Below are 21,603 nucleotides of genomic sequence, written 5' to 3'. Positions count from 1 at the left end.
GTCGTCAGAGGCGGAGGAAGAGACGGTCACCGGGGCGAAAGCGCGCGGCGATGAGCGCGAGCGCGAGGCACAGTCCCGACATCAGCCACCAGGCGGGGGTGAGGTCCGCCAGATGCTGGCGCAGCAGTCCGGCGACCAGCGGCAGCGCGGCGGCGAGGACATAGCCCCCACCCTGCACGAAGCCGGCGAGCGCGCTTGCCTGATCGGCATCGTCGCCATGATCCATCGCGACGATCAGCGAGAGCGGGAAGAGCGCGCCAATGCCGAGCCCCGCCAGCAGCGCCGCCGCCCATGCGAACTGTAGTGGCGCCACGCAGAGGCAGAGCATTCCCGTCAGCAGCGCGGCAATCGCGGTGAACAACACCGCGCGACGATCTTGCGATCGATCAACCCAAAGCGAGACGGTAATGCCTGCGACCACCTCCGACAGCGTGACGGCTCCAAGCATCGCGCCGGCCGCCTGCTCGGACCAGCCGAGCTGGGTGTAGAAGGGCGGCAGCCAGGCGAGCACGAGCGTATAGGCACCCGTGCCGAAGCCGAAGAACAGCATCAACAGCCAGGCGCGCGGCGCATGGTGCACCGGGCTGCGTTGCACCAATCCTATTCTCTCTTGCGGTCCCCGCGGTACCAGAAGCCAGACGCACAGCCCGAGGAGGGCAGGCAATGCCCAAATGCCCAGTGCGGTCGGCCACCCCAATGCCCGCGCGATCCAGGCTCCCGCCATGCTCGACATCAACGCTCCACCCATGATCGCGGTGGAGTAAAAGCCCATCAGGCGCCCGCTCCGTGGTCCCGCTCGACGGCGGATGGCGCCCGGCATCAGCGACTGAACGATGGCGATGCCGACGCCGCCAACGATGGCGGTCAACACCAAAGCTGCCTCCTGCGGCCACACCCAGCGGCCCAGGCAGGCGAGGAGAATGAGCAGGACACCAGAGGCGATGCCTGCCCTCTCTCCCATCCATCCGCGCAGCCATGCCGTTCCCAGCAGGCAGATGCCCATCAATAAAACCGGGAACGTGGTCAGCAGACTCGCGCCGATGTCGCCAAGGCCCGTGTCGCGCTGGATCGCGTCGAGCAGTGGGCCGACCGAGGCCAGTGCCGGGCGCAGATTGATGCCGACGAGCAGGATTGCGGCCGGAAACAGCATACGACCTGATGTTTCCCGCATGATGGTCTCCGAGCAATATGACCTTGTCAGGGTCGCCGCGTTCAATATTATCTCTACATAGAGATATGTATCTCGACGTCAAGATAGGGGCGCGGAATGGACAGGGCTGCAATGGCTGCGGAACAATGGGCCCGCGAACGGCCCGATCTCGATATCGGGCCGATGGTGCTGCTGGGACGGCTGGGTGAAGCAGCGCTGCTGATCTCGCGGGATCGGCTCAATCCGCTATTTGCGGAATTTGGCCTGCAACCCGGCGAATTCGACGTGCTGGCGACGCTCCGGCGCAGTGGCACACCGTATGCGCTCACGCCCACCGCGCTCTATGAGGCGGCGATGATTTCATCTGGAAGCATGACCAATCGCCTCGATCGGCTCGAGAATGGCGGACTGGTCGAGCGGAGGCCCAACCCGGCGGATAAACGGGGAACGTTGGTGGCGCTGACAGCCGATGGTCTGGCGTTGATTGATCGCGCGGTAGAGGCTCACATCGCAAATCAGCAGAGCATCGTTAGTGGTCTGGATGAGCAGGAGCGAGGTCAGCTTGCCGCGCTCCTCGGCAAATTGATCCGATCTCAACAGCACGCGGACGGCGTTAGAGGGCTATAGCGTAGACGTAGTGCTCATCATCATCGGGCGTGGCCCGCCATCTTGGCCAAGCTGACGACGTACACGACCGTTCGGTTTCCGAATGCCGTCGATTTCCCCTCCCTGGCTCTTTCGCGTCTCAGCTAAGCCGGCATCGTGACCGGCGTTGCCGGATCGAGCGTTCGGCCGCGAGCGAAGGCCGCATGGCGCGACCTCATTGCCTCGCTGGATCTCAGACATTCCGAACATGTCGGCGTGCTTCCTGAGCGACTTGCGACGGATGACGGGCCTTCTATCGCTTCCGTTCGGCTGCACCGCTGAGGCTATGGCGCTGACACATGTCCTTGCCGGTTCGTGGTGTAGAAGGGTCGCACCGCAACCGACAAAGGCGCATCACATGAGAATGATCCAGGCCCTTAGTTTGGGAGGCGTCATCGCTGTGAGTGTTCTTACCCAGCAGGCCTCGGCAGGCGACGCCCAGCTGCCAGGTTATTCCGAGGGGGCTCAGGTCGTTCGGGTAGAAGGAAACCGGAGCCAGGTCGATCAGATCAGTGGTGTGATCTATTCCCAGATCCGTTCGATGCGTGCGATCCGGCAATTGCGCATGTCGCTGCTCGTGCCGCGCACCAAAGACAAGAAGCCTGCGATCGTGTATTTCCCGGGCGGTGGTTTCACCTCGGCTGATCATGAGAAATACTTCGAGCTGCGCTCGGCTCTGGCCGCGGCCGGCTTCGTCGTTGCCGCCGCCGAGTATCGTGTCGTCCCCGACAGGTTCCCGGCGCTGGTGGAGGACGGCAAGGCCGCCGTACGTTACCTGCGGGCTCACGCGGCCGAGTATGGCATAGACCCGACCCGGATCGGCGTCCTCGGTGATTCCGCTGGCGGCTATCTCTCCCAGATGGTCGGCGTCACCGGTGGAGAGAAAGCCTTCGACAAGGGCGATCATCTCGATCAGCCCTCTGATGTGCAGGCGGCCGTCACCCTCTACGGAATTTCGAACCTCCTCAATATCGGTGAGGGATTTTCGCCGGCGGTCCAACTCATGCACCAATCGCCTGCCGTGACGGAGGCGCTTCTCGTCAACGGGCCGGCTTTTCGTGACTTTCCCGGTGCTTCGATTTCAGCCGATCCCGACAAGGCGCTGGCTGCAAGTCCCATGGGCCACCTTGGCGGCGACGAGCCGCCCTTCCTGATCATGCACGGAACCGCCGACAGGCTCGTCTCGCCGGTGCAGAGCAAGCAATTGTTCGAAGGCCTGCGGGCAAAGGGCGGCAAGGCGGACTATGTGCTGGTCGAAGGAGCGGGCCATGGCGACCTCACTTGGTTTCAGCAGCCGGTGATCGATCGGGTCGTCGCATGGTTCAAGGCGACGCTCGGGGGACCCATCCCCGGAGGCGGTGGCAAAGCCGACCCGAAGTCGGACCTCTGACCACCTTCCCATCCTCGGACTATGGTCTTTCGCGGAGGCGGTCTCCGTCGATGGAGGCTTCGCCCTCCCCCGTTGTGGGGGCGAAGTCTGCGCGGTATTTTGATCTCACGATCCATCTTGGATGGGTCTGCGCAAACCGGCCATCATCGGTGACAATCCGACGGACGAGTTCATGGCCTCGCCGGTAGCACCGCCTGCATGGGAACCCGACGCCGACCCCGTGCTTGCCCCTTCGAGCCGGCATTCCGCCCGGCCTCGGAGATGGCGATGTCGAGCGACACCGAGAAACACAAGGCTCTCCTGGCCGCGCTCAAAGCCGCCCAGGGCAAGGGCGACGGTTCCTTCGAGCAGGCCGTCACGCAAGCCTTCGAGCACGTTTTCGAGCATCTCGAGCGCCTCAACGCCGTCAGCGACGCGGATGAGCAGCGCGCTCTTCAGCCCGGGGAGTCTCCCACCCTGCGGTAGCCCGACGGCAGACCGGCTGGGATCCGCTCATATGGCGCGAAGCGTCGCTCTCAGCCGGCGGCTACGACGAGCGTGCGGACTTGATCCAACAAGCTCGGGCCGAGGGCGAGCGGGCCATCGAACGGACGTTCGTGCATGGCGATCACCCCCAGGGTGATCACCAGCGCGGAGCCGAAGATGCTCAGGGAAGCGGCCTGAGACGACGGACGCTCCACATGAATGGCGGCGATGACCAGAAGAGCGAGAGCCGAGAGAGCGAATAGGGTCACCCATTTGCTGTCGTCGCCCTCCATCTCGCTCAGGGCGAGCCTTTCGCTGCGCGCGGTCTGCAGGTTGAGCACCGCTGCGAGGAGGGCCGAATGGTTGGCTTTCCCAACGACCACGTCGAAATTCGGCGCAACCACCGCCTGAAGCAGTTTGCCGAAGGCATGGTCGGCCCGTGACGACGCCTTTCCGCCTTTCGCCATGGCGGGCCATTCCTCGTCGACGATCGATTCGATGTAATCCGCGAGCAGAATGCGGAAGTCCGGCAGATCCTTGGATACGGATCGGCTCAGATTGTAGACGGCACGCGCCTGGGCGCTCTCCGTCTGTACGACGCGGGACGCTTGGCGCTGACGCTCCCAGGCATCGTTGGCGACAAAGCCAATCAGGAGCGACAGCAGGACCGAGACCACGCCGACGAAGGCGGGAGCGATGCCGGTCGAAACACCGACGATGAAGGGACGCGTCCGCTTCATGTTCGTCAGGGCGATCAGCATCAGGCACCAGGCCAGGACGAGACAGGCGAGACTTCCGAAAATCAACCAGATCGGCTGATCGAGCCAGAACGTGAGCATCTGCATGGGTCCGGGTCGGTTGGCGCGGACTTCGATAAAGCAGCCGCCGGCGAAGCGATATGCGGCGTTCGCGCCTGTCCGTGATGGGCTCTGGCACGACCGGCTCGGATGGCGCGGGGCCATCCTTCATCCGCCGGATTTCGGAACATCAACCTCACAGGACGCTCACGTCCTCATCATGGCAGTGGCCATAAGGCGAGGCGGCATCGTTGCGTCAGCCTGTCGACACACCGTCGATGCTAAAGCCGGACGACAGGAGACGAAGCCAAGGGCCTTGCACCGATCTCATCGATAACCATCTATAGACCATCCAATGGGATGGTTCTGGGATGGTCGGTATGGTGGATCGAGTTCGTGAGGTGCGCCCGAAAGTGCCGGACAGCGAGAAGCTGACCCTCAATCTCGGCTTCGTCGATCTCGGGCAGATCGACCTACTGGTTCGGGATGGATTCTATGCCAACCGTGCCGATTTCATCCGGACGGCGGTGCGCAATCAGCTCGACCGTCAGGGCGATGCGGTGAAGCAATCGGTCGCCCGTAAGCAGCTCAGCCTCGGCCTGTCGCACTATACCGCCCGCGACCTCGAAGCCGCGCGGGACGCGGGCGCCCCGTTGCATATTCAGGTGCTCGGCCTCGCGAGCATCGCGTTCGATGTGACTCCCGAACTGGCCCGACAGGCCATCGCCTCCGTGCAGGTTCTCGGCGCCTTCCAGGCCAGTCCCGACGTCAAGGCGGCCTTGGCCGACCGTATCGCCTGACCCCTCGCAGAGACCCGCGTGGATCGTCGTTCCACAGCCCCAGCGCCGCCAGGATCATGATGATGAAAGCTTTTCCCAAGATCGACATGGCCGAGGTGACACGTCTCACCCGTGCCGGACAACTGAGCGAGGCGATGGCCCTGCTGCAGGGACAATCCGTACCGCCGACGAGCGACGAGGTGGCCGGCGAGACCATCGACATGGTGGCGCCCGCTTTCCACGGCGGCGCCTGGACGGCCCCCGCCGCCGGCCCAACCGCCACCGACCATGCGGCGCACTCGGCGGGCCGAGCCTCCGCACGCCCCGGCCTCGCCGAGACGATCCGAGCCCTGCGCGAGCGCTTTCCGAAAATGGGCGATATGCCCGATTTCGGGAAAGGCATGCCCGATATCGGAGGTGGAACGAGGTCCTCCCGCGGGGCGACGGTCGAGGTTCCGGCGGGAGCGCGGTTCGAGGAGCGGAGTTTCGCCAACGCGGCGGGCAGTCGGACCTACAAGGTCTATGTCCCGAGCGGCTACGAGGGCCAAGCGCTTCCGGTCGTGATCATGCTGCACGGATGCACCCAGAACCCGGATGATTTCGCCCTGGGAACCGGCATGAACGCTTTGGCCGAGGAGCAGACCTTCATCGTGGCGTATCCCGGCCAGCCGCAATCGGCCAACATGCAGAAGTGCTGGAACTGGTTCAATGCCGGCGACCAGCAACGCGGAAGCGGCGAACCGTCCCTGATCTCGGGGATCGCGCTGGAGGTGGTGAGGGAGTTCTCGGCCGAACCAAACCGGGTCTATGCGGCTGGCCTGTCGGCCGGCGGGGCGGCGGCGGCGATCATGGCCGCGACCTATCCGGATGTGTTTGCAGCCGTCGGCGTCCATTCCGGGTTGCCCTGCGGAGCAGCCACCGACATGCCCGGCGCATTCGCGGCCATGAATGGCGGTGGCACCGTCAGGGCGCGGAAGGACGACCGGGGCATACCCACCATCGTCTTCCACGGGGATGCGGACAAGACGGTGAAGCCGATCAACGGCGAGCAGGTCTTTGCTCTCGCCATGCCAAACGCGGCGCTCTCCCAAACCGTGAACCAGGGTGAATCCACGGAGGGGATGGCCTTCACCCGTACCGTCCGGGCGGATGATGCCGGACGGCCCATGCTCGAGCATTGGGCTCTGCATGGTGCCGGCCATGCCTGGTCGGGTGGAAGCAGGGACGGAAGCTACACCGATCCGCGTGGGCCCGATGCCAGCCGGGAGATGGTGCGGTTCTTCATGACGCACACCAAGAGCCCGTCATGATCCGCACCCCGTCTCACGTCACTGACCCTCAGGCAGCGTACTGAGGGTCGGGTTTCCCGCCCTAGCCCGCCTTCAGCCAGGTGCGCAGGCCGAATGCGACGATGCCGAGGGCGACGATGCTCGCCGCCCAGATCGCCGCGAACCAGAGGAGCCGCCGCCACAGCGGGGGCGGACCTCCGGGGGACGAGCCATCGACCATCAATGGTACCCCGATGCGTCGACCTTCCCGCGAAAGACCCAGTACGAGTAGGCCGTATAGGCCAGGATGATGGGGATCAGTATCGACGCGCCGGCGAGGAGGAAGACCTGACTGGCATGCGGGGATGCCGCCTCCCAGATCGTGATGCGCCCCGGCACGATGTCCGGGAAGATGCTGATCCCAAGACCGGCGAAAGACAGCAGGAACAGGCCGAGGGACAGGAGGAACGGTGCCGTCTCGGCACCTTTTCTGAGGAGATGGAAGAACAGGAACGAGGCCAGTACCACGAGGACCGGCACCTGCGCCGTGAGCAGGACGTTCGGCATCGAGAACCAGCGCTCCCAATACTGGCCTTTCAGGAACGGCGTCGCGGCGCTCACAGCCGCGACGGAGGCGATGGTCGCCGCGCCGAGCCAGAGCGAGAGCGTGCGGGCGCGTTCCTGCAGCGACCCTTCCGTGCGCATGACGAGCCAGGTCGCCCCCAGGAGCGCATAGCCGCAGACGAGACCGAGGCCGACGAGGATGCTGAAGGGCGACAGCCAATCCCACCATCCGCCGGCATAGGCCCGGCCCTCGACCTTGATACCCTGTAACAGAGCCCCGAGGGCGATACCCTGGGCGAAGGTCGCCACCACCGATCCGCCGGTGAAGGCCACGTCCCACAGGGCCCGGTGCCGGGGGTCGCGCCACCGGAACTCGAAGGCGACGCCGCGAAAGATCAGACCGAGCAGCATGGCGATGATCGGTGCGTAGAGGGCCGGCATGATGACCGCGTAGGCCAGCGGAAAGGCAGCGAACAGGCCTCCCCCGCCGAGGACCAGCCAGGTCTCGTTGCCGTCCCAGACCGGGGCGACGGAGTTCATGGCGGTGTCGCGCTCCTGCCCCGGCTTGAAGGCCGGGAACAGGATGCCGAGACCCAGGTCGAACCCGTCCATGACGATGTACGCGAAGACCGCGAAGGCGATGATGAAGGCCCAGACGACGGTCAGGTCGATACTCGCGAGCATGGTGATGTCCTCACTCGGCCGGCTGGAGGGAGCGGTCGGGATTGACCGAAGTCGCTGGGGTGATGCCGGCGGTGCGGATCGGTGTTCCGGGCTCGATCCCGTGCTCGCCGAGATGCGGGGATTTCGCAATCAGGTGCAGGATGTAGAGGATCCCCATCCCGAAGACCGCGAAATAGATCAGCACGAACGCGACGAGCGAGGAGCCGACCGCCGGCGCCGACAGGGGCGAGGCGGATTCGGCCGTTCGAAGCAGGCCGTAGACCGTGAAGGGCTGCCGCCCCACCTCCGTGGTGATCCAACCGGCTAAGACGGCGACGAAACCTGCCGGACCCATGGCGACGGCGAAGCGGTGCAGAGGCTTCCAATCGTAGAGGGCCTTCCTGTACCGCGCGAAGAGGCTGCAGACGCCGAGAAGCAGCATCAGCATCCCGAGGCCGATCATGACCCGGAAGGACCAGAACACCACCGGAACCGGCGGCCAGTTCTTGCGGTCCACGGTGTCGAGGCCCTTCAACGGCTCGTTCAATCCGTGTTTGAGGATCAGCGAGGACAGTTTGGGGATCGAGACCTCGTAGTCGACCCGGCCCGCTTCCTGGTTCGGCAGGCCGAACAGGATGAGGGGAGCGCCGTCCGGATGGCTCTCGAAATGCCCTTCCATCGCCATGACCTTGGCGGGCTGATGCTCCAGGGTGTTCAGCCCGTGAGCGTCGCCCGCCAGGATCTGGAGCGGCGCGACGATGGCGGCCATCCACATCGCCATCGAGAACATCGTGCGCGCGCCGAGATTGTATCGGTCGCGCAGCAGGTGCCAGGCTCCCACCGCGCCGACGACGAGGGAGGTCGTCAGGTAGGCGGCCAGCACCATGTGCACGAGGCGGTACGGGAAGGAGGGGTTGAAGACGATCGCCCACCAATCCTCCGGTACGAACTGCCCGGCGGCGTTGATGCCGTAGCCTTGCGGCGTGTGCATCCAGGAATTCACCGACAGGATCCAGAAGGCCGAGAAGAAGGTCCCGATCGCCACCATGAGGGTCGCGAAGAAATGCAGCTTCGGCCCGACCTTGGACATGCCGAACAGCATCACGCCGAGGAACCCGGCTTCGAGGAAGAAGGCGGAGAGCACCTCATAGGCCATCAGCGGCCCGAGCACCGGTCCCGTCTTGTCCGAAAAGACCGACCAGTTCGTGCCGAACTGGTAGGACATGACCAGACCGGACACGACGCCCATGGCGAAGGCGATGGCGAAAATCTTGATCCAGTACTTGAACAGATCGAGGAAGACCTGCCGCCCGGTCGCCAGCCAGAGCCCCTCCAGAACCGCGAGGTAACTCGCGAGTCCGATGGAAAAGGCGGGGAACACGATGTGGAACGCCACCGTGAAGCCGAATTGGATCCTCGCCAGGAGGAGAGCGTCAAAGTCCGACAGCATGTCGATCAACCTGAATGGTTGCTGGGAACGGGCAGGAAACGACTCGGCAGCTCAGTCTGCGGGACCAACCCTGCCCCATTGCGTCATCACGCTCAACGGCCGGTCCCCGGCTCCGCTTTTGGCGCGACCCGGACGGCGAAGCGTCCTTCCTCGGCTTTGTTGATGTATTGGCTCGCGATGAAGAGACCCTTGAGAGGGCGGATGATCGGAACGCAGGCCAGGAGAAGCAGCGGCAGCGTGACCACCGCATGGATCCAGAGCGGGGGATCGTAGGAGAGTTCCAGCCAGATGCCGAAAGCCGTGACGGGGAATGCCATCGACATCATGATGAAGAAGGCCGGCCCGTCCGCCGGGTCGGCAAAACCGTAATCGAGTCCGCAGGCTTCGCAGTTCGGCTTCAGGGTGATGAAGCCATCGAAGAGCCGTCCCTCCCCGCAACGGGGGCATCGGCAGCGAAGGCCCACGGAGAGGAGCGATTGATCTGTCGTCCTGTGCATTCTCGATGTCCTTGTTTCGCGGTGCCATCCTGACGAGCGGCGGAGATGCGGATCAGCGAAGCTGATTGTATGGTCTAGATATCCATACAAACATCCTATAAACCGGACATATCGTCACGGAAGTCGTATGAGTCGCCTAACTATGTATGCTGCATGTATGCATACAAAACTGTGTCGCGAGAGGCAATGATGGAGGCGTGGAATCCAACGATACGGGACGAGGAGGGGCCGAAATATTTGGCCATCGTCAGAATCCTGGCAGAGGATATCCGCTCGGGACGGCTTCCTCCGGGGACGCGGTTGCCGCCTCAGCGCAGCTTGGCCAAGCATCTCAACGTCGATCTCACCACTGTCACGCGGGCCTTCAAAGAAGCGCGGCGGACGGGTCTGATCGATGCGTCCGCCGGGCGGGGAAGCTTCATTCGCGCCGCCTCGCCGTCGCTGGCGAAGGTCGCGACCGCCGACCCGTCCGGCAGCGTCGATTTCAGCATGAACATGCCGCCCCAGCCGGCGGCGGCCCGGCTCGCGGAGCGTATGGAGAGCGGTCTGTCGCGGCTTTCCGCGTCGGCGGGGTTCCTCGACCGGATGCAGTACCAGGACAGCGCCGGAAACTTCGCGGATCGCGCCGCCGGGGCGGATTGGCTCGGCCGCCGTCTGGGGCCGGTGCCGGTCCAGCGTGTCATCGTCGCCGGCGGGGCGCAGGCGTCGCTCGCCGCGATCCTCACCGTGGTGCTGAAACCCGGCGATGCCCTCTGCGTCCCGATCCTGACCTATCCGGGGCTCCGCATGGCGGCCGAGCGGCGTGGGGCTCGTCTGCTTCCCGTGTCAGCCGATGGCGAGGGTATCCTCCCGGACGCGTTCCTCGAATGCTGTCGTCTTCACCGTCCGCGCGCCCTCTATCTGGTACCGACCCTCGACAACCCGACCACGGCAACGATCCCGACGCATCGACGCGAAAGGATCGCCGAGATCGCCCGAACCCACGGAGTCGCGATCATCGAGGATGACGCCTATGGCACCCTGCCACCCGATGCCCCGGCTCCCTTCGCGTCATTCGCGGGCGACATCACCTGGCATATCGCGACCCTGTCCAAATGCGTCAGCCCGGGTCTGCGCATCGCTTATGTCGCCGTACCCGGCACGAACGAAGCGGTTCGCCTCGCCGCCGAGCTACGCGCCATCAGCATGATGGCCTCGCCGCTCGCCGCCGCCCTCGCCTCCCATTGGATCGCCAATGGGGATCTCGACGCCATCGTGGCTGCCATCCGGCACGAGAATGGACATCGTCAGGCCGTTGCTCGGGAGGCCCTGCGGGGCCTCGCTGTCCATGCCCATCCCTGCGGGCATCACCTCTGGCTGCCATTGCCGCCACCATGGCAACGCGGAGAATTCGGCGCTCATGCGCGCCAGAGCGGGTTGTCCGTGATTCTGAGTGATGCCTTCGCGGTCGGCCCGGCACCCGATGCGATCCGCGTTTCCCTCGGGGCCGCCCCCGATGGCGAGGCTTTGCGCTACGGTCTCAGCCTTCTGGCGAACCTGTTGGCGCATCCGCCCGGTGCCATCACGAGCATTGTCTGAGACGAGTCAAGCAAGCATCGGTCGGGGCGTTCGGGCATTCCCGCCCGCGCTACTCCTTGATGCCCAGGGCCGAGAATGGGCTTCTCATCGATCGCCGAAGCGGTGAGACAGCGTGGTTTTGTCGCTCAGTTTAGAACTCCTTTAGCCAACGTTCAGCTTTCCTTTGCCAAAACATCCCGCAGGCATTGCCAAATGCGCCCGGCGCATGGGGCATAGCATGGGCAAAGGGGGAATGGATGGGCGCTCGCGATCTGGGAATGACGGCTTCGAGGCCAGCGCACGGTTCTGAGGCTCAGCCCTCGGAGCGTCCTGCCGGGGCAAAGATACCGGACGCGGCGCGGGTCCATCTGGGTTCCGAACTGAGGGCGTTCTACGCCTGCATTCTCGCCGAGGAGCAGCCGCCGGCCCTGTTGGATCTGGTTGCGCGCCTCACCCAGGCTTCTACGGGGCGTGACGCCGCGGCTTACGCTGCCTTCAGCGCCGATCTACTCACCGCGCTGCCGGGTCTGAGGGCCTTCGCCCTGTCGCTGGCCATCAACGCGGCGACGGCGGACGACCTCGTACAGGAGACGCTCCTGAGAGCATGGCAGAACCGGCACCGGTTCGAGCCCGGCAGCAACCTCATGGCCTGGCTCTGCACCATCCTGCGCAACCACTTCTATACGGAGTGCCGCAAGCGGAAGCGCGAGGTCGAAGACGCGGATGGGGTCATGGCCGCACAGGTCGCCGCGCCGGCAGCCCAGGAGGCGAGCAGCGACCTCAAGCGGGTCTGGCAGCATCTCGGCAAATTGCCGCCGTCGCAGCGGGAGGCCCTGATCCTCGTCGCGGCCCAGGGCATGACATACGAGGCCGCCGCTGAGCTCATCGGCTGTCAGGTCGGTACCATGAAGAGCCGGGTGAGCCGCGCACGGTCGTCACTGGTGGGATCTCTCGGAATGGACGTGCACCAGAAGACGCCCATGGGCCAGATCGCCAGCGACAGTCTCGAACCCGCGGCGGTACAGATCGGTCTCGGCGCCTGAATGCAGCGGGACGGGATGCGTAGTTAACCGCGACCGGTCTGAGGACCGGTTGTGGGACAGAGCCGCGCACGAGAGGTCGGTTGTCTTGACGGCAGAGCTGACATGAACGGCGACTGACCTCGAACATCGTCGCCGAGAGTGACGGATACTTTCTGACGGGATCGACGTTCCGTTCCATTCGCCGTTTCACGATAACGGTCGAAGGATAGCCGATGACAACAGCACCGTATCGCGTCGATATCTTCGCACCCGATGGACGCCGCAGCCTCGTCGCGTTCACGGAGCGGGAGGTCGCCCTGAAGGCCGAGTCCCTGCTCGCCTTCTACAAGGGGAACGTGCTCAGCGTCGGCTTCACCGTGACCTGCCACGATCCGGAAGCCGCGCGCCGGATCGCCTTTTACCTCACCGATGTCTCACGCGAGCTCGAACTGATCTGAGACTGGCGATCCTGTTCGGCCAACTCCTGCGGCCATCAGGATATGCATCGGGACGGGGTTTTGCCGACGTCCAGAATCTGCATGAATGTAGAAGCCAAAAAGCTGTCGCGCCAACAAGTCGTCGACATGGCTGAGCATCTCGATGTGTTGGCGCGCCCTGCGGGAATCGAACCCGCCTTTTCAGCGTGAAAGGCTGACGTCCTAACCGATAGACGAAGGGCGCTTGCTCGAGAGCGAGGGTTCTATAGGCGGCTTCCCCCGGCAGGGCAACCGGTGTTTCGCGGTGTTTCACGCTTGACGAACGGCATGGCGGTCGCTTTGTCGCTTCTCAGCACCCGCGCGGCGTCTCTGTCGTGCCTTCAGGCAGTGGATAACACCATGAATACGCGACGCGACGGGCCGGGCGGGCCCCGCACCAGCCGGCCGGGCGGCCAGCGCGACCGGTTTCGGCATGGGCCGCCCTCTTCCGGGCCCCGCGGTGTCAGCGGCGATCACGTCGTGCTCTATGGATGGCACCCGGTGTCGCAGGCGTTGGCGAATGAGGGCCGTGGCCTGCATCGGCTTCTCGCCACCGAGAACGCCTTGGCGCGCCTGACCGAGGAGCTGGGTCAGCTCAGGATCGACGCCGAACTCGTGCGCCCCAACGCCATCAACGCCTTGCTCGGGCCCGATGCCGTGCATCAGGGCCTCTACCTGGAAGCCGATCCCCTCCCCGGCCCGGATCTCGACGACCTGCCGGACGATGCGCTGCTGTTGGCCCTCGACCAGATCACCGACCCGCATAATGTCGGCGCCATCGTCCGCACCGCCGCCGCCTTCGGCGTCGCGGGCATCATCACCACGGCGCGGCACTCGCCCACCGCCACGGGTGTGCTGGCGAAATCCGCCTCGGGCGGGCTCGAACACGTGCCGCTCGTGATCGTACGCAACCTGTCGGATGCGCTCATCGATCTCGGCAAGCGCGGCTTCACCCGCATCGGTCTCGATTCGGAGGGAGAGGCCACCCTCGATTCCGTCGGGCCGAAGCGGCCGGCGGTGATCGTGCTCGGAGCCGAGGGCAAGGGCCTGCGCCAGCGCACGCGGGACAATTGCGACGTCCTGGCCCGCATTCCGTTCAGCGGCGAAATTCGCAGCATCAACGTCTCGAACGCCGCCGCGATCACGCTCTATGCCTTGAGCGTTCGCGGCGGCTGACGCGTCGGTCTCAGCGCCAGAACGGCTTCACATCGAGAAGCGCCTCGTGCGCCTTCTCCGCCGCCTTGAGCAGTTGGCCCGTGCGGGCCTCTCCGTCGGCGGCGGTGAGACCGGCGGCGAACAGCGCCCGCCCGTCGACGCCGGACGTCTCACCGTTTCCGGTGTCGGCCAGGCTCGCCAGTACGGAGTGTGCGGTGGCGAGGTCGTTCAGCGCGCCGAGGTGATCCTGAAGGTCCGAGAGGGCCGAGACGAAGGCCTTGTGGCGCTTCTGCGCTGACTTCTCCGCGTAGAGCGAGGCGAAGAACTCGGCACCGTAGCGCAGCTTCTTGGCTTCGATGCGGACCTCGTGGCGGGCTTCCGCATCGATGCGATGGAGATGCCGGCCGCGTTTGCGGATACGCCGGCGGGCCTTGTCGAGCGTCGCTTCGGCATGGTCGCGGGCCGAGACTGGCTCCCGCTTCCCGTCGCCCCGCCACGGCCCGGTTTCGATCCAGGCGGAGAGGTCGAGAATCAGGCTGCGCCAGGCTTGCGATTCGAGGATCGCGAACACGGTCCCATAGGCGCGGTCGCGTTCGGCTTCGAGGCGGATTCGCAGATCGTCGAGCCCCGCTTCGTCCGGCCTGCGGGTCATCTCGCCGGCCAGGGTCTCGCTGAGGAAGACGTCGAGGTTGCGGGCATGCCCGAACGGCTCGGTGACGCGCTTGATCTCCTGGCGCAGATGGGTCGCGGCAGGATCGCTCGCGAGGATCGGCTTGAACAGGGTGAAGGCCGAGCGAAGGCGCCGCAGGGCGACGCGGATCTGATGCAGACCCTCCGGATCGCGCGTCTTGAGGAAGACATCCTCGTTGAGCCGAAGATGGGTGAGGCAGGCGATGGCGATGGCACGGAACGCCTCCGCCGCCGACCCGTCCGGGCTCAGCTTGACCGATCCGGCCTTGCTCGGCCGGCGCAACGTGCCGCTGAGGATCCTGAAACCACGCTCGCTCTTCGACAGGACGCCGAGGCGCAGCGGCACCGTCTCTGCAAGGGTTTGGGCGAGGGAGAACAGGTCGGCCGGATCGCCGTCGATCAGTTCGAGTTCGAGCTCCCAGATGGGAGCGTCCCCGTCCGGCGTCTCGACCCTGCCTTGGTCGAGGGTCGCCGAGATGCGCGAGGTTCCATGGGCCACGGCGCGGGTGCTGCGCTCGATCACGGTGGTGACGACGGCATTGAGGTCGGGCGCGGACGCGCTGCCGAGCACGTCCGGGACCGGTGTATCGTCGATGAGCGACAGGTCCGGGGTCGGGCCGTCCACGGCCCATTCCCATTCCGACCGGTCGAACAGGCCGGCCGCCGACGAGGCGGCCTTCACCGTCTGGACATGGCGCTCCCCGTGCCGGCGCACCCGCAGGGTTATTCCCTGGCGGTGGAGCGCCCGCTCGGCCGTGTCGTAATAGGTGGCGGAGAGGAATTCCGGGTCGGTCGGCCCCTCGACGGCGAGGAGCGGGTGGCGCGCCAGTTCCAGCAGTTCGGCGGCGCCGCAATCCAACTTCAGCTCGATTTCCCTCGGGGTAACCATCGGTCGTCCTGTTCTCTGGTCCGGTGTGACGAGTGCCAACGCCCGAGGACCGGTTGTGGATCATCCCCGTGCTTCCCGGGCCGCGCAAGCGCGCTATGCCGCTGCCGGATGGACAAACGTGAGAAATCCCGTAGCTGAGGCGGGATGGCCCGATGAATCGGGCTTCGGTCCGACGCGCAGGATCATAGGCACGGGATCGTAAGGGTTCGATGACGGTAGACCGGGTAAGGGCCGATCGGCTCCTGGTCGAGAATGGCCATTTCGAGAGTCGGGCGAAGGCCCAGGCGGCGATAGAGGCGGGTCTCGTCACCGCCGACGACCGTCCCGTTACCCGTGCCTCGGACAGGATCGACCGGCGGGCGCGTATCGTGGCGAGCGCTCCTCATCCCTTCGTCTCGCGCGGTGGACTGAAGCTGCAGGCCGCGCTGGACGCGTTCGGGTTCGATCCGGCGGACCTTATCTGTCTCGATGTCGGCGCTTCCACGGGAGGATTCACCGATGCGCTGCTGCGGGCGGGCGCTCGGCACGTCTATGCGGTCGATGTCGGCCGGGATCAGCTCCACGCCTCTCTCCGCGGCGATCCGCGCGTGACCAGTCTCGAGGGCCAGGACGTGCGCGGTCTCGATGCAATGACGATTCCGCTTGCGCCGTCCCTCGTGGCGATCGATGTGAGCTTCATCGCCCTTCGCCTTGTCCTGCCCGCAATCGTGCCGCTCATGGCACCGGGCGCGGCATTGGCCGCCTTGATCAAACCTCAATTCGAGGCGGGGCGCGACCGGGTCGGGCGCGGCGGCATCGTTCGCGACGAGGCCGTCCACCAGGCTGTCTGCGAGGAGGTGACGAACCTCGTCGCCGATCTCGGCCTGTCGGTCCTCGGCCTCATCCCCTCCCCCGTCGCCGGTGGCGACGGCAATCGCGAGTTCCTCATCGGGGCACGCTCTCAGGTGCGCCCATGACGGATAGGACCATGACCGAACAATCGAACTTTTCCACCCTCGAGATCGCGCGTCTCGGACAACGTGGGGATGGCATGGCGACGGATGGCACCATCGTGCCCTATGCCTTGCCCGGCGAGCGCGTTTCGGTTCGCCGCGATGGGGCGCGGGTTTCCCTCGTGGCGGTCGAGACCCCCTCCCCGGACAGGATCGCCCCGTTCTGCGGCTATTTCGGAACCTGCGGCGGTTGCGCGGTGCAGCATCTCGCACCCGAGCCCTACGCCGCCTGGAAGCGGGGCAACCTCGCGCAGGGCCTGGCTCAGGCCGGAATCGAGGTTCCGTGCGAGCCGACCCGCGATGCGCATGGATCGGGCCGCCGCCGGCTCACCCTCCATGTGCGCGAGATCGACGGCAAGGGCGTCGCCGGGTTGATGGAGGCGCGCAGCCACGCCCTCGTGGCGATCGATCATTGCCCGATCACGGTCGAGCAACTGCACCGTGCGCCCGCCGTCGCGCGGGCACTGAGTGCTCCCCTCGGTCATGGGCGCAAACCCCTCGACGTCGCCTTCACGGCCACCGAAGCCGGCCTCGATGTCGACTTGCGCGGACATGGCCCGGTGAGTGAAGGCCTGCGCGCCACGCTGGTGCGGCTGGCGGGCGAACTCGACCTCGCGCGCCTGTCCCTTCACGGCGATATCGTGGTGGAGCGTCGCGCGCCCGCGATCACGACCAGCGGGGCCCGCCTCGTGCCTCCGCCGGGAGGATTCCTGCAGGCGACGGAGGCCGGCGAGGCCATGCTCGCCGAACTCGTGGTCGCGGCCCTGGACAAGCGTGTGAAGCGCGTCGTCGATCTGTTCGCCGGGGCCGGCCCGTTCACTCTCGCCATGGCCCGTACACGGGATGTCCATGCTGTAGAGGGTGAGGCCGCGGCGATCGCCAGCCTCGACCGGGCGTTTCGGTCGACACCCGGTCTGCGCCGGATCACGAGCGAAACGCGCGACCTTTTCCGCCGACCACTTCTCCCTATCGAACTCGAAACCTACGATGCCGTGGTGTTCGATCCGCCGCGCGCCGGCGCGCAGGCCCAGGCCAAACGCATCGCAGAGGCGAAAATCCCCCTGGTCATCGGGGTCGCGTGCGACATCGGCTCGTTCGCGCGCGACGCCGCGACCCTGATCGAGGGGGGCTATCGACTCGAACGGGTCGTTCCTGTCGACCAGTTCAAATACTCGAGCCATCTCGAAATGGTGGGCGTGTTCCGGAAGGATGTCGCCAAGCGCAGGCCCTCACTGAGGTAAGAACCGGTCACCGATGGGCGGTCGGCCACCTCGATCCCAGGGCGCAGTGCGCTGCGGCACATGGCAGGGGGCCGTGAGGTCATGGCAGCCTCGCTCAGAATCCCATGGTCGGCGGGGGCTCTCATCGCCACGTTAGCGGGAGCCAAACTTCACCCCATTCAGGATTCTTCGTCGTGGACGTCTTCACCGCAAAGATGCTGGTTTCCGCAGCCCTCGTCACGGCCATTGCCGGTTTCTCCCTCCTGACCGCTGGTTGGGCCCTGCTCGATGTCTATAGCGACTACCGCAATGGTGCCGAAGAGCGCGCCTCGTCCACTCCCCGGAACTGAGCACCTGCGGGTCCCGATCAGAACAGGGTTCCTTGCGCATCCTCATCACTCGATCGCGGGCGGTCTTTCGGTGGAATGTTCGCGATCGGGGTCGGTCCGGCACGACCGACCGGGACGGCGAGGTCCGCGCCCTCATTGCGGGCGTCATTGACCCGCGCACTGACCGGATCGAGGGTTAGCCACTCGTCGGGGCATGGCCGACACAGCGCGGCCGCCTCTTCCGGTCCTGTGCCGAGATGGTCGAGCCAGGGCGCGATGGCATCGGGCGACAAGATGGCGGGCATACGGTCATGGACCGCCGCCATGGTGCCGTTGGCGCCCGTGGTGACGATGGCGGCGGTGTCGATCTCGGACCCGTCGGCCCCGAGCCAGTTCTCCCACACGCCCGCGAAAGCCATCGGCGCCCCGTCCGCCCGACGGATCATGTAGGGCGTCCGCGTCATGGTCTTGCCGGTTCCCTCCCGGCGCCATTCGTAGAATCCATCGGAGAGGAAGACGCAGCGGCGGTGGCGGATAGCCCCGCGGAACGTCGCCTTCTCCAGCACCGTCTCGACGCGCGCGTTGATGATGAGCGGAAAGCCCTTCGGGTCTTTCAGCCAGCTCGGCAGGAAGCCCCAGCGCACAGCCGGTGCCGTTCTCGGCGTTCCGCCAGCACGATCGGCACCGGCTGTGTCGGCGCCACGTTGTAGCGCGGCGGGAAGTTCGGTTGCTCGGGATAGCCATAGAACGCCCGGAAGACGTTCGGATCCTGTTGGATGAGGAAGCGACCGCACATGTCGCTACCCCCGCTTATCGCCGGCGGCCGGGTTCTTCCGGGACGACGTATCGATGGTCCGAGATCGCTCGAGGTCCATTCCGTCCTACAGCCATTTCTTCCAGCGAAAGAACACGTATGGCAGTACAGCGGCCACCACCATCATCACCACGGCCATGGGATAGCCGAAGTTCCAGTCGAGCTCGGGCATTGCCTTGAAGTTCATGCCGTAGATCGAGGCGATGAGGGTCGGCGGCATGAACACCACCGCCATCACCGAGAACAGCTTGATGATGTTGTTCTGCTCGAGATTGACGAGACCCAGCGTCGCGTCCAGCAGGAACTGGATTTTGGACGAGAGGAAGGTCGCGTGCTCCTCCAGCGACTGCAGATCGCGCAGGGTCGAGCGGACGTCTTCGCGCAACTCTCGCGGCGCCTTGGTGGTGCGGTAGGTCGCGGAGAGTGAGAGCAGGATGCGCTCCATGGAGACCAGGCTCTCGCGCTGCTTCGAGATCAGGTCTCCCAGGCGTCCGAGTGCCCGGAGTGTGTCCTGCAGGGCGGTGTTGCGGGCCGATGGGTCCTCTTTCTCCTCGAAGATCTTGCCCGAGAGCCGGTCGATCCGCTCGCCCTGGAGCTGAAGCACGTCGGCCGCTCGGTCGATCACGGTCTCGATCAGCCCGGCGAGGATCGTCTCGCCCGACGGAGCGGCGGAGGGCCCGTTGCCGGTCGAGCGGCCGGCCCGCTGGGTGTACATGCGGAAAGCCTGCGGCTCCTCGTAGCGCACCGTCACGAGGCGGTTGCCGCGCAGGATGAAGGTGATGCCGGCCAGCCCCGGTTCGTCCGCGTCGCTGACCTTGCTCAGCACGCGCCCCGTCATGTAGCGCGCCCCATCCTCCACATAGAGGAGTTCGGAGGGCTCGATGTCCTTCATCTCCTCGCGGGTCGGCACCGAGATGCCCATGAAGGCCTCGACCTTGAGGTCTTCCTCCCGCGTAGGGCGGATCATGTCGAGCCAGACGGTCTCGTCGGGAATGGGGTCCTGCAGTTCGAGGGGACGGCGATCGAGCAGGATGTGCCCGGGGCCGGCGATCGGCTGATGGATGAAAATCACGCGTTACGTCTCAGGCGAGGGCCCCGGAAGGCGGTGTGTTCGCATCCGGCACGAAGAAGTCCGGCGCAAGGGGTATACCGGGTGTGACGCGGTATTGTGTGAAGTCCGTGACACCTTGCTCGGCGAGGAAGCTGTCGTCGATGAGGAAGCGGCCGGTGACCTCGCGGGAAGGCTTGAGAAACAGCGCATGGGCGGCATCCGCCATGATCTCCGGTTTGCGGCTCGCCTGGATCAGCGCCTCACCGCCGAGGAGATTCCGTACGGCAGCCGTCGCGATGGTTGTGCGCGGCCAAAGGGCATTCACGGCGATGCCCTGGCGACGCAATTCGCCGGCGAGGCCGAGTACGCAGAGCGACATGCCGAACTTCGCCATCGTGTAGGCGAGATGCGGCGCGAACCACTTCTCCGCCATGTCGAGGGGCGGCGACAGCATCAGGATGTGCGGGTTCTCTGCCTTCTCCAGGTAGGGGATCGCATATTTCGAGACCATGTAGGTGCCGCGGGTGTTGATCTGGTGCATCAGGTCGAAGCGCTTCATCTCCGTCTGCGGCGTACGGGTGAGCGAAATCGCGCTCGCATTGTTCACGACGATATCGATCCCCCCGAAGGTGTCCGCCGTCTGGGCGATCGCTGCGGCGACGCTGGCCTCGTCGCGCACGTCGACGAGGAGCGGCAGGGCCCGCCCGCCCGCCGCCTCGATGGCCGCCGCCGCCGTATGGATGGTGCCTTCGAGTTTGGGATGCGGCGTCTCGGTCTTCGCGGCGATGGCGACGTTGGCGCCATCGCGCGCGGCGCGCAGGCCGATGGCGAGGCCGATGCCGCGCGAGGCCCCGGTGATGAACAGGGTCTTTCCCGCCAGGGAGTTCAAATCCGTCATGCCCGTTTCCTCATGGTCCAATTTGAAAACGCGGCGGCTGCGTGCCGTCTAGATCGGTGAAGCCGTATTCCGCAGCGAGATCGCCCGCATGGAGGATGTGCCCGGTACGGGCATGGACGATGGGATCGGCGGCCAGGGCCGCCAGGGCACGGCCGGCATAGAGCGGGCTCTCCGTTGCCCGGTCGGCATGGCCGTTGTCGCGGGCTCGCTCCGTGCCGACGAAACCCGGTGAGAGCCCGAGCACCGTCACGCGATGGGGTGCGAGGTCGTGGGCGCAGGCATAAGCGAGACGGTTCGTCGTCGCCTTGGCGAGGTCGTAGAACACGTCGCCCAGATAGCCGGGCTGCGTATCGAACGAGGCGAACGCGATCAGCCCCCGTTTCGCAGAGACCATGGCGGGGGCGACCGCACGCGCCAGGAGCAGGGCCGGTAATGGGCCGGTTTCGAAGAAGGACGAGAGCGGCTCCACGGAGCGTCGCCAGAACGGGGTGCCCCATTCTACTCCATCGGCGTAGCGCTCGCCGTCGAAACCCTCATTGCCGCCCCAGACGCTGGAGACCGCGACATCGATCCGCCCGAAGCGGCGCAAAGCCCATTGGACGAGGCGATCCACCTCCCGCTCGCTGGTATGGTCGCAGATGTAATGATGGCCGTGGCCGCCTGCGGCATCGACCGCACGGGCCGTATCCTCGATCGTCTCCGGCCTACCCTCGGTGCGAGGCCCCGTCTCGCTCGATCGTGCCGTGACGATCACCGTGGCGCCGGCTTCGCCCAATCCACGTGCAAGGCCCCGTCCGACGCCGCGCGAAGCCCCGGCCACGAGGCAGATCGCGTTGCTCAGG

At 65.7% G+C, this 21,603-nt stretch carries 22 protein-coding genes, 1 tRNA gene and 1 pseudogene; 12 read left to right on the top strand and 12 right to left on the bottom strand.

Annotated features, from left to right (window positions below; all coding sequences use genetic code 11):
* Positions 1–4: 4 nt before the first annotated feature.
* Positions 5–1,171 (bottom strand): MFS transporter, encoded by a 1,167-nt coding sequence (locus ASF32_RS15790; protein WP_056430214.1) that lies wholly within the window; start codon positions 1,169–1,171, stop codon positions 5–7.
* Between the two features lie 96 nt (positions 1,172–1,267).
* On the opposite strand from ASF32_RS15790, the gene ASF32_RS15785 reads away from it, so the two are divergent.
* The 3 genes from ASF32_RS15785 (at position 1,268) to ASF32_RS15775 (ending at position 3,650) form a co-directional block, all read left to right on the top strand.
* On the top strand, positions 1,268–1,777 hold the full coding sequence (locus ASF32_RS15785) for a MarR family transcriptional regulator (RefSeq protein ID WP_056430211.1): 510 nt from the start codon (positions 1,268–1,270) through the stop codon (positions 1,775–1,777).
* 304 nt (positions 1,778–2,081) lie between these two features.
* Positions 2,082–3,185, top strand: coding sequence for an alpha/beta hydrolase (locus ASF32_RS15780; protein WP_244483666.1), 1,104 nt, complete (start codon positions 2,082–2,084; stop codon positions 3,183–3,185).
* A gap of 267 nt (positions 3,186–3,452) precedes the next feature.
* The gene (locus ASF32_RS15775) at positions 3,453–3,650 is read left to right on the top strand and encodes a hypothetical protein (RefSeq protein WP_056430554.1); all 198 of its coding nucleotides are present in this window, start codon (positions 3,453–3,455) and stop codon (positions 3,648–3,650) included.
* Positions 3,651–3,700: 50 nt separating this feature from the next.
* On the opposite strand, the gene ASF32_RS15770 is transcribed toward ASF32_RS15775, so the two are convergent.
* Positions 3,701–4,495: a DUF4239 domain-containing protein gene (locus ASF32_RS15770; RefSeq protein WP_244483665.1), complete on the bottom strand. Its 795-nt coding sequence runs from the start codon at positions 4,493–4,495 to the stop codon at positions 3,701–3,703.
* 332 nt (positions 4,496–4,827) lie between these two features.
* Here ASF32_RS15770 and ASF32_RS15765 point away from each other — a divergent pair, with 332 nt between their 5' ends.
* Together ASF32_RS15765 and ASF32_RS15760 are read left to right on the top strand one after the other, a co-directional pair.
* The gene (locus ASF32_RS15765) at positions 4,828–5,247 is read left to right on the top strand and encodes a hypothetical protein (RefSeq protein WP_056430548.1); all 420 of its coding nucleotides are present in this window, start codon (positions 4,828–4,830) and stop codon (positions 5,245–5,247) included.
* A 62-nt stretch (positions 5,248–5,309) separates the two neighbouring features.
* Positions 5,310–6,536 carry a PHB depolymerase family esterase gene (locus ASF32_RS15760; protein WP_056430545.1) on the top strand — a complete coding sequence of 409 codons (1,227 nt, stop codon included), beginning with the start codon at positions 5,310–5,312 and terminating at the stop codon, positions 6,534–6,536.
* 61 nt (positions 6,537–6,597) lie between these two features.
* Here the strand turns inward: ASF32_RS15760 and ASF32_RS24665 are convergent, their stop codons facing one another.
* The 4 genes from ASF32_RS24665 to ASF32_RS15745 form a co-directional block, all read right to left on the bottom strand.
* On the bottom strand, positions 6,598–6,735 hold the full coding sequence (locus ASF32_RS24665) for a DUF2474 domain-containing protein (protein WP_082470398.1): 138 nt from the start codon (positions 6,733–6,735) through the stop codon (positions 6,598–6,600).
* Positions 6,735–7,742, bottom strand: coding sequence for a cytochrome d ubiquinol oxidase subunit II (gene cydB / locus ASF32_RS15755; RefSeq protein WP_056430205.1), 1,008 nt, complete (start codon positions 7,740–7,742; stop codon positions 6,735–6,737). The genes ASF32_RS24665 and cydB overlap by 1 nt, the downstream gene beginning before the upstream one ends.
* 10 nt (positions 7,743–7,752) lie before the next feature.
* Positions 7,753–9,171 carry a cytochrome ubiquinol oxidase subunit I gene (locus tag ASF32_RS15750; protein ID WP_056430202.1) on the bottom strand — a complete coding sequence of 473 codons (1,419 nt, stop codon included), beginning with the start codon at positions 9,169–9,171 and terminating at the stop codon, positions 7,753–7,755.
* 92 nt (positions 9,172–9,263) lie between these two features.
* Positions 9,264–9,668: a DUF983 domain-containing protein gene (locus ASF32_RS15745; RefSeq protein ID WP_056430199.1), complete on the bottom strand. Its 405-nt coding sequence runs from the start codon at positions 9,666–9,668 to the stop codon at positions 9,264–9,266.
* A gap of 186 nt (positions 9,669–9,854) precedes the next feature.
* On the opposite strand from ASF32_RS15745, the gene ASF32_RS15740 reads away from it, so the two are divergent.
* The 3 genes from ASF32_RS15740 (at position 9,855) to ASF32_RS15730 (ending at position 12,705) form a co-directional block, all read left to right on the top strand.
* Positions 9,855–11,246 carry a PLP-dependent aminotransferase family protein gene (locus ASF32_RS15740; RefSeq protein ID WP_056430196.1) on the top strand — a complete coding sequence of 464 codons (1,392 nt, stop codon included), beginning with the start codon at positions 9,855–9,857 and terminating at the stop codon, positions 11,244–11,246.
* 257 nt (positions 11,247–11,503) lie between these two features.
* A complete protein-coding gene (locus tag ASF32_RS15735; RefSeq protein ID WP_244478095.1) occupies positions 11,504–12,268 on the top strand; it encodes a sigma-70 family RNA polymerase sigma factor in 765 nt (254 codons plus the stop codon).
* A 212-nt stretch (positions 12,269–12,480) separates the two neighbouring features.
* Entirely contained in the window at positions 12,481–12,705 is a 225-nt protein-coding gene (locus ASF32_RS15730; RefSeq protein WP_056430194.1) for a hypothetical protein, read from the top strand.
* Positions 12,706–12,853: 148 nt separating this feature from the next.
* Here ASF32_RS15730 and ASF32_RS15725 read toward each other — a convergent pair.
* Positions 12,854–12,928: transfer RNA gene (locus ASF32_RS15725), tRNA-Glu, on the bottom strand.
* A 155-nt stretch (positions 12,929–13,083) separates the two neighbouring features.
* Between ASF32_RS15725 and rlmB the strand changes: the two genes are divergently transcribed.
* Complete coding sequence (gene rlmB, locus ASF32_RS15720) at positions 13,084–13,899, top strand: 23S rRNA (guanosine(2251)-2'-O)-methyltransferase RlmB (protein ID WP_056430189.1); 816 nt, start codon at positions 13,084–13,086, stop codon at positions 13,897–13,899.
* Between the two features lie 10 nt (positions 13,900–13,909).
* Here rlmB and ASF32_RS15715 read toward each other — a convergent pair whose 3' ends face one another.
* Positions 13,910–15,457: a CYTH and CHAD domain-containing protein gene (locus ASF32_RS15715; RefSeq protein WP_056430186.1), complete on the bottom strand. Its 1,548-nt coding sequence runs from the start codon at positions 15,455–15,457 to the stop codon at positions 13,910–13,912.
* 209 nt (positions 15,458–15,666) lie between these two features.
* Between ASF32_RS15715 and ASF32_RS15710 the strand changes: the two genes are divergently transcribed.
* The 3 genes from ASF32_RS15710 to ASF32_RS25985 all read left to right on the top strand — a co-directional run bounded on the left by ASF32_RS15710 (position 15,667) and on the right by ASF32_RS25985 (position 18,019).
* Positions 15,667–16,413: a TlyA family RNA methyltransferase gene (locus tag ASF32_RS15710; protein WP_056430183.1), complete on the top strand. Its 747-nt coding sequence runs from the start codon at positions 15,667–15,669 to the stop codon at positions 16,411–16,413.
* An 11-nt stretch (positions 16,414–16,424) separates the two neighbouring features.
* Positions 16,425–17,690 (top strand): methyltransferase, encoded by a 1,266-nt coding sequence (locus ASF32_RS15705; RefSeq protein ID WP_056430180.1) that lies wholly within the window; start codon positions 16,425–16,427, stop codon positions 17,688–17,690.
* A gap of 173 nt (positions 17,691–17,863) precedes the next feature.
* Positions 17,864–18,019, top strand: coding sequence for a hypothetical protein (locus tag ASF32_RS25985; protein ID WP_200919147.1), 156 nt, complete (start codon positions 17,864–17,866; stop codon positions 18,017–18,019).
* 17 nt (positions 18,020–18,036) lie between these two features.
* Here ASF32_RS25985 and ASF32_RS15700 read toward each other — a convergent pair.
* From ASF32_RS15700 to ASF32_RS15685, 4 genes and pseudogenes are all read right to left on the bottom strand, one after another.
* A pseudogene (locus ASF32_RS15700) lies at positions 18,037–18,794 on the bottom strand (SOS response-associated peptidase).
* A gap of 85 nt (positions 18,795–18,879) precedes the next feature.
* Complete coding sequence (locus tag ASF32_RS15695) at positions 18,880–19,884, bottom strand: magnesium transporter CorA family protein (protein WP_056430177.1); 1,005 nt, start codon at positions 19,882–19,884, stop codon at positions 18,880–18,882.
* 10 nt (positions 19,885–19,894) lie between these two features.
* Positions 19,895–20,761 (bottom strand): NAD(P)-dependent oxidoreductase, encoded by an 867-nt coding sequence (locus tag ASF32_RS15690; protein WP_056430174.1) that lies wholly within the window; start codon positions 20,759–20,761, stop codon positions 19,895–19,897.
* Positions 20,762–20,771: 10 nt separating this feature from the next.
* A complete protein-coding gene (locus ASF32_RS15685) occupies positions 20,772–21,581 on the bottom strand; it encodes an SDR family NAD(P)-dependent oxidoreductase (protein ID WP_056430538.1) in 810 nt (269 codons plus the stop codon).
* Between the last annotated feature and the right edge of the window lie 22 nt (positions 21,582–21,603).

This window comes from Methylobacterium sp. Leaf91 (assembly GCF_001422815.1).
Taxonomy (GTDB): Bacteria; Pseudomonadota; Alphaproteobacteria; order Rhizobiales; family Beijerinckiaceae; genus Methylobacterium.
The sequence above is the reverse complement of the archived record's forward strand: the minus strand, read 5'-3'. Positions and strand labels throughout refer to the sequence as shown.